This window comes from Rathayibacter sp. AY1H2 (assembly GCF_002931985.1).
Taxonomy (GTDB): Bacteria; Actinomycetota; Actinomycetes; order Actinomycetales; family Microbacteriaceae; genus Rathayibacter.
Genome location: NZ_PSUV01000038.1, coordinates 1 through 5,981 on the forward strand (window position 1 = coordinate 1; position 5,981 = coordinate 5,981).

The window sequence follows — 5,981 nt, forward strand, 5'->3', positions numbered from 1 at the left end:
CTCCCGAAAGGTCCCACTCCCCGTGACTGATGACCGCCACCGTCACCGCCCCCCGGACCCCGACCCCGAGCTGCCGGTCGACAGCGACCTCGACGTCGACGACGCCCCCGACGGGACGCCACGACCCGTGCACCTGCGTCCGCGATACCTCCTCCTCGTCGCCGCCGGCGGCACGGTCGGGACCGGGGCGCGGGAGGGCCTGACCCTCGCGTTCCCCGCCGATCCCGCCTTCGACACCGTCGTCCTCGCCATCAACATCGTCGGCGCGCTCCTGCTCGGCGTACTCCTGGAGAGCCTCGCCAGAGCCGGTAGCGACGAGGGCCGACGCCGCACCGCACGGCTGCTGCTCGGTACCGGAGCGCTCGGAGGCTTCACCACCTACAGCACCCTCGCCACCGACACCGCCCACCTGCTCACCACAGGACACCCCGCACCCGCCGCCCTCTACGCGCTCGGCACCGTCCTGCTCGGTGCCCTCGCGTCCTGGACCGGAGTCGCCCTCGCCGCAGCACTCCACCGGCGACGCACGCAGAGGAAGGTGCCGGCATGACACCCGCACTGTTCCTCGCGCTCTCCCTCGCCGGTGGAATCGGAGCCGCAACACGGCTCCTCCTCGACGGGCTCATCAAAGCCCGCACCGGCGGCGCCTACCCCTGGGGCACCACCGTCATCAACGTCACCGGATCACTCCTCCTCGGCCTGATCACCGGCCTCGCCCTCGCAGGCATCGCCCCCGAGCCGTGGCGACTCGTCCTCGGCACCGGCTTCCTCGGCGGCTACACCACCTTCTCCACCGCCAGCCTCGAAACCGTCCGTCTCCTCGCCGAAGGACGCCAACTCGCCTCCGCCATCAACGCCCTCGGCACGCTCCTCCTCAGCGTCATCGCCGCAGCAACAGGACTCTGGCTCGGAGGCGCGCGATGAGCATCATCGATGCACCCTCACCGGCAGTGGTGGTCGGTCTTGCCGGCGTCGATTCCGGCCCGGAGTCGGGGCACGCAGGGTCCTTCCGTTCAGCGGGTGCGGTGCGCCGTGAACGACCTCGCCGGCATGTCATCACGGGGCGATCTGGTCGTGTCTCTCCATGAGCGGTCCTGCCGTTGCGGGGTCCCGGGCGGCTCATCACGGCATGCCATCAGGCGGCTGAAGGCGGTCAGCCGTACCCGGGACCCCTGGCGCGTTCCGGAGCCGACAACTGCCCCGAATCCACGGAGACAACGGTGAGGAAGGCGGTCGGACTCCGGGGGAGCGACGCCGACCGGGACGCGGAGCGGCGTCAGCTGTGACGCCGGCCCGGTGGACCTCACCGGGTCGGCGCCCGCGCGCTCAGCGGTGCGCGGGTCGGAGCCCCAGCAGGGTGTCGATGATCACGAAGGCCGCGAGGCTCGCCCCCAGGAGCGGGAGGAACAGCCCGACCGCGGCGGCGACGACCAGGACGGACGCGACTCCCCACCACGGCGCGCGCCGGAGAGCTCCCCGGGCCGGCGGGGTGCCGACGAGCCGTCGGGGGCCGCGGGTGGGGCGGCGCTTCCACCACATCAGGTACCCGAGCACGACCATCGTGGCGATGCCGGCCGCGGTGACGAACAGCAGCAGCTGGTTGGGCAGCCCGAACATCGAGCCCATGTGCGTGTCGATGCCCCAGCGGGAGAGCTTGGCGACGAGGCCGAAGTCGGCGAAGTCGACCCGGTCGACGACCTGCATCGTGCTCCCGTCGATCGCGACGCCGTCGACCTCGGTCGGGAAGCTGCGCTGGATCTCCTGCACGACCCAGGCCGAGCCCTCCGCCGCGGGCGGCCGGATCTCGACCAGTCCCGTGTTCACGTTGACCTCGCGGGCGACCGAGAGCACCGAGTCGTAGGCGGCCGACGAGTAGCCCGCCGTCGACTCGACGGCGTCGCCGGTGGCCGCGCCGTGTCCGGCGTGTCCGGCGTGTCCGGCGTGCTCGTCGGCCACCTCGCCGGTCCGGTCGCCGAGCGTCGTCCCCAGCGAGGGTGTGGTCCAGCCGACTGCGGAGCGGAGGGTCTCGAAGTTCCCGCCTCCGTACAGCGACCAGGTGATGCCGGTGGTCGAGAGGAACAGGGCGCCGACGAGCAGCCAGACGCCGGTGGAGGCGTGCCAGGAGAACAGGCGCTTGTAGCCGGTGGTCCTCGGCGCGGGGCGCAGCAGGTCCCTCTGCACGCGGGCTCGGCGGAGGCGGATGATCCAGAGGCCCAGGCCGGCGAGGGCGACGACCCCCAGCCAGGAGGCGGCGAGCTCGCTGTAGTAGCGGCCCACGTCCCCGAGGTGCAGCGTCCGGTGCAGGTCGCTGATCCAGGTCCGCAACGGCAGGGCGCCGCTGGTGCCGTAGGCGGTGAGGTCGCCGCGGACGGCGGCGGTGGCCGGGTCGATGAAGACCGCGCGGGTCTCGCTGGCGCCGAGCGCCGGGTCCGCGTACATCACCCGGGTGGTGTCGCCGGGGTTCGGGGCGGGGCGGACGGCGACGATGCTCTGCCCGCCTCCGGTGTACGCGTCGGCGGCGTCGATCTGGTCGGCCAGGGGCAGGTAGGTGTCCGCTTCGGGGGCGTGCAGCTCCTGCGCGTAGACGACCTGCTCGAGCTGCGGGGTGAGTGCGTAGAGCGCTCCGCTGGTCGCGGCGACGAGGATGAACGGCCCGACGAACAGGGCGGCGGAGAAGTGCAGGCGGAGCAGCAGCTGTCCGAGCCAGCCTCCGCTGCTTCTGCGCGGCGGGGGCGGGGTGTCGGCGGAGTCGCGGGGTCTCGTGGCGGTGGTGGCCATGCTTCTGGTCCTTCGGTGCTGTGGCGGGTGCCGGTGAGGGTCAGAGGAGGGTGTCGCCGATGTAGCCGCCCTCGACGCAGCCCGGCGGGATCGCGAAGACGGCGGAGCCGATCGGCGTCGTCCACTCGTTGAGCAGGTCCAGCTCGTCCAGGCGCTTCTGGATCGGCACGAACTGCGCGGTGACGTCGGCCTGGTACGCCGCGAAGATCAGCCCGCAGTTCGAGATGTCCTCGCTCGTGGGGGTGTCGTCGTAGTTGTAGGCGCGGCGGTGGAAGCGCTCGGCGGTGTTCTCCGAGCGGGCGCGCCTCATGTGCGAGAACTCCGGGATCACCGGGAAGCCGATGGCCGTCGTCGCCTCGAAGTCGGGCTCGTCGGCCTCCGCCGTCCCGGTGAGGGGCGCGCCGTTCGCGAGGGTCCGGGGAGGAGACGGGTCGGTCAGACGCCGCGGGGACCTCCGGGGAGGTCCTCGCCGCGGCTCGCGTCGATGATCAGGAGGCGGGCTGCAGAGGGGGGCCGCGCCGCAGCGCCGCCTGGGGGAAGACGCCCGAGGCGAGGGGGAGCACGTCGCGCAGCTCGAAGGAGGAGCGTCGCGCGGGTCGAGGAGCGGCCACCGGAGTCGGCAGGACCCGCACCAGGCGGGTGACGAGGTGGCTCGTCGTCGCGGCGACCCGGACGAGGAGGGACTCGCCGCGGTGGAGCGCCCCGGTCGTCGCGACGGCGGCGACGAGGTGCGCCGCCCACATCGAGGAGCCGGTCATCCCGCTGTGCGTCATCGCCGCGCTGACGTCGATCATGGCACCGTGGTGCGCGTGCAGGGTCGGCGCATCGACCGGCCCCGCGAAGGTCCCGATCGTGAAGAGCGTGTGGAACAGGAACTGGCTGACTCCCACCGAGACCGCCAGGCGCACCAGGGAGAGCCTGCGCCCGGCGAGCGCCACGCACACCAGGACCGACAGGACGAGCGGCATCGCGACACCGAGCGGACCCGGGATCTGGCCGCCGCCGGCCACGTGCGAGAACAGTGCGACGAGCGTCGCCACCGTCGCCGCGACGACGCCCCGGAGGGTGCGCAGCGGGCGCGACGACGACATCTCCCCAGTGTCGCAGACGCCTCCTTCCCGCGGAGGACCGCTCCCGGGCGAGAGGGGCGGCCGGCCGACGGTTCCTCTCAGCGGGCCGCGGAGGCTCCGGGGCGTCACTTCTCGGGCCGGACCACCAGCCCGACGCCGCCGCCGCGCCGCACCGGTTCGGCGACCGCGGTCATCCGGCCGGAGGGGTCGACCTCGATGGCGGCCACCGCCCCGATCTGCGCGGCCGAGGTGAAGGTGTCGCCCGAGGGGACCAGCTGCTGGCCGAAGGGAGCGAGGTCGTCGGCGTACGCCTCGATGAACTCGGGCTCGGCGGAGGTCGTCGCGCCGTTGCGCTGGGAGGCGCGGGGCGCTGCCACCGCCTCGGGGAGCGTCATGCCGAGGTCGATGCGGTTGACCAGCGTCTGCAGGACCGTCGTGATGATCGTCGATCCGCCCGGCGAGCCGACGACGAACCGCACGTCCCCGCCGTCGAGCACGATCGTCGGCGACATCGACGAGCGCGGGCGCTTGCCCGGCTCGATCCGGTTCGGGTCCCCGTCGACGAAGGTGGGGGAGAAGTCGGTCATCTCGTTGTTGAGGAGGAAGCCGCGGCCGGGGACGGTCATCGCCGAGCCGCCGGTCTGCTCGATCGTCAGCGTGTAGGAGGCGGCGTTGCCCCACTTGTCGACGACCGAGAGGTGGGTCGTGGAGATGTTCTCGGTGTCCGACTCCTCCACGGCGGGGGCGGTCGCGCATCCGGAGCCGTCGAGAGCGCCGGGCGCGACCGGGCGGACGGAGGCGGTCGCCGGGTCGATCGTGCAGTCCCGCGAGTCCGCGAACTCCTGGCTGAGGAGCGTCTCGGTGGGCACGTCGACGAAGGCCGGGTCGCCGACGTAGGCGCCGCGGTCGGCGAAGGCGCGGGCGGACGCCTCGAGGTAGAGGTGCAGGGCGCTGCCCGTGTCCTCGGCCGCGAGGTCGTGGTTCTCGAGGATGTTGAGGGCCTCGCCGACCGCGATCCCGCCGGAGGAGGAGGGCGCCATCCCGTAGACGTCGAGTCCGCGGTAGGAGACGCGGGTCGGCGCCTGCTCGGCGACCGAGTACGCCGCGAGGTCGGCAGCGGTCATCGTGCCGGCCGGGGCGGGGAGGTCCGACCCCTCGGCGATCCGCGGGTTCTGGACCGTGTCGGCGATCTCGGCGGCCAGCGCGCCCTCGTAGAACGCGTCCGGCCCGTGGACGGCGATGGAGGTCAGCGTCTTCGCGAGGTCGAGGTTGCGGAAGGTGCTGCCCACCTTCGGCGCGTCCCCACCGGGGAGGAAGAGCTCGGCCGTGTCGGGGAACGCCTGGAACCGCTCGAGGTTGTCGAGCGTCTGGTTGCGGAAGGTCTCGTCCACCCGGAAGCCCTTCGCCGCGAGCGCGATCGAGGGCGCCAGCACGACGGGGAGCGGCAGGGTGCCGAAGCGGTCGACCGCGGTGTCCCAGGTCGCCACGGTGCCGGGCACGCCGACCGCGACGCCGGAGGAGACGAGGTCCGGGGTGAACGGGTACGGGGCTCCGGTCGCGGGGTCGAGGAACGCGTCCGAGGTGATGCCGGCCGGCGCTGTCTCGCGTCCGTCGATGGTGCTGACCTCGCCGGAGGCCTTGTCGAAGTAGACGAAGTACCCGCCTCCGCCGATGCCGGCGCTGTACGGCTCGCTCACGCCGAGGGCCGCGGCTGTGGCGACAGCGGCGTCAGCTGCGTTGCCGCCGCGCTTCAGCACCTCCATGCCCACGCGGCTCGCGTTCGCGTCGACGCTCGAGACCGCTCCGCCGTAGCCCACCTGCGTCGAGGGCGAGATGAGGGGTCCGCCGAGGAAGTCGCGGATCTTCTCGGGCGTGAGCCCGCTGTCCTTCAGGTATCCGGAGACGGGCCTGTCGAGAGCGGACGCCGGTGCGGCACCCGCCACTCCCACTGCGACGACCGCGACCAGCGCGATCGCGATCCTGCGGAGCACGGGTGTCGTGGCCATGGCGTTCCTCCATCGGAACTCAGTGGTGCGCGGTCGGCGATGCGGGTCCCCCCAACCTGCCACTAGCTTGGTCGCACCCGCATCGCCGACCCCGCACCACAGATCTCAGCTGGAGCAACCCCCGCGC

The 5,981-nt window shown here is 72.8% G+C and carries 5 protein-coding genes and 1 pseudogene; 2 read left to right on the plus strand and 4 right to left on the minus strand.

Annotation, left to right across the window (positions count from 1 at the left end; translation table 11 throughout):
• The first annotated feature begins 22 nt into the window (after positions 1–22).
• Both C5C29_RS16675 and crcB read left to right on the plus strand, forming a co-directional pair.
• Positions 23–550: a CrcB family protein gene (locus tag C5C29_RS16675; RefSeq protein WP_258069503.1), complete on the plus strand. Its 528-nt coding sequence runs from the start codon at positions 23–25 to the stop codon at positions 548–550.
• Positions 547–924, plus strand: coding sequence for a fluoride efflux transporter CrcB (crcB, locus tag C5C29_RS16680; protein ID WP_104224798.1), 378 nt, complete (start codon positions 547–549; stop codon positions 922–924). Before C5C29_RS16675 ends, crcB begins: the two co-directional genes overlap by 4 nt.
• A 402-nt stretch (positions 925–1,326) precedes the next feature.
• Here crcB and C5C29_RS16685 read toward each other — a convergent pair whose 3' ends face one another.
• The 4 genes and pseudogenes from C5C29_RS16685 to ggt form a co-directional block, all read right to left on the minus strand.
• Positions 1,327–2,778: a PepSY domain-containing protein gene (locus C5C29_RS16685; RefSeq protein WP_104308592.1), complete on the minus strand. Its 1,452-nt coding sequence runs from the start codon at positions 2,776–2,778 to the stop codon at positions 1,327–1,329.
• 40 nt (positions 2,779–2,818) lie between these two features.
• Positions 2,819–3,199: pseudogene (locus C5C29_RS16690) on the minus strand (Dyp-type peroxidase); the annotation flags it as partial.
• 67 nt (positions 3,200–3,266) lie between these two features.
• Positions 3,267–3,869 (minus strand): hypothetical protein, encoded by a 603-nt coding sequence (locus tag C5C29_RS16695; RefSeq protein ID WP_104267630.1) that lies wholly within the window; start codon positions 3,867–3,869, stop codon positions 3,267–3,269.
• Positions 3,870–3,973: 104 nt separating this feature from the next.
• Positions 3,974–5,854: a gamma-glutamyltransferase gene (gene ggt / locus C5C29_RS16700; RefSeq protein ID WP_104267631.1), complete on the minus strand. Its 1,881-nt coding sequence runs from the start codon at positions 5,852–5,854 to the stop codon at positions 3,974–3,976.
• Positions 5,855–5,981 lie beyond the last annotated feature (127 nt).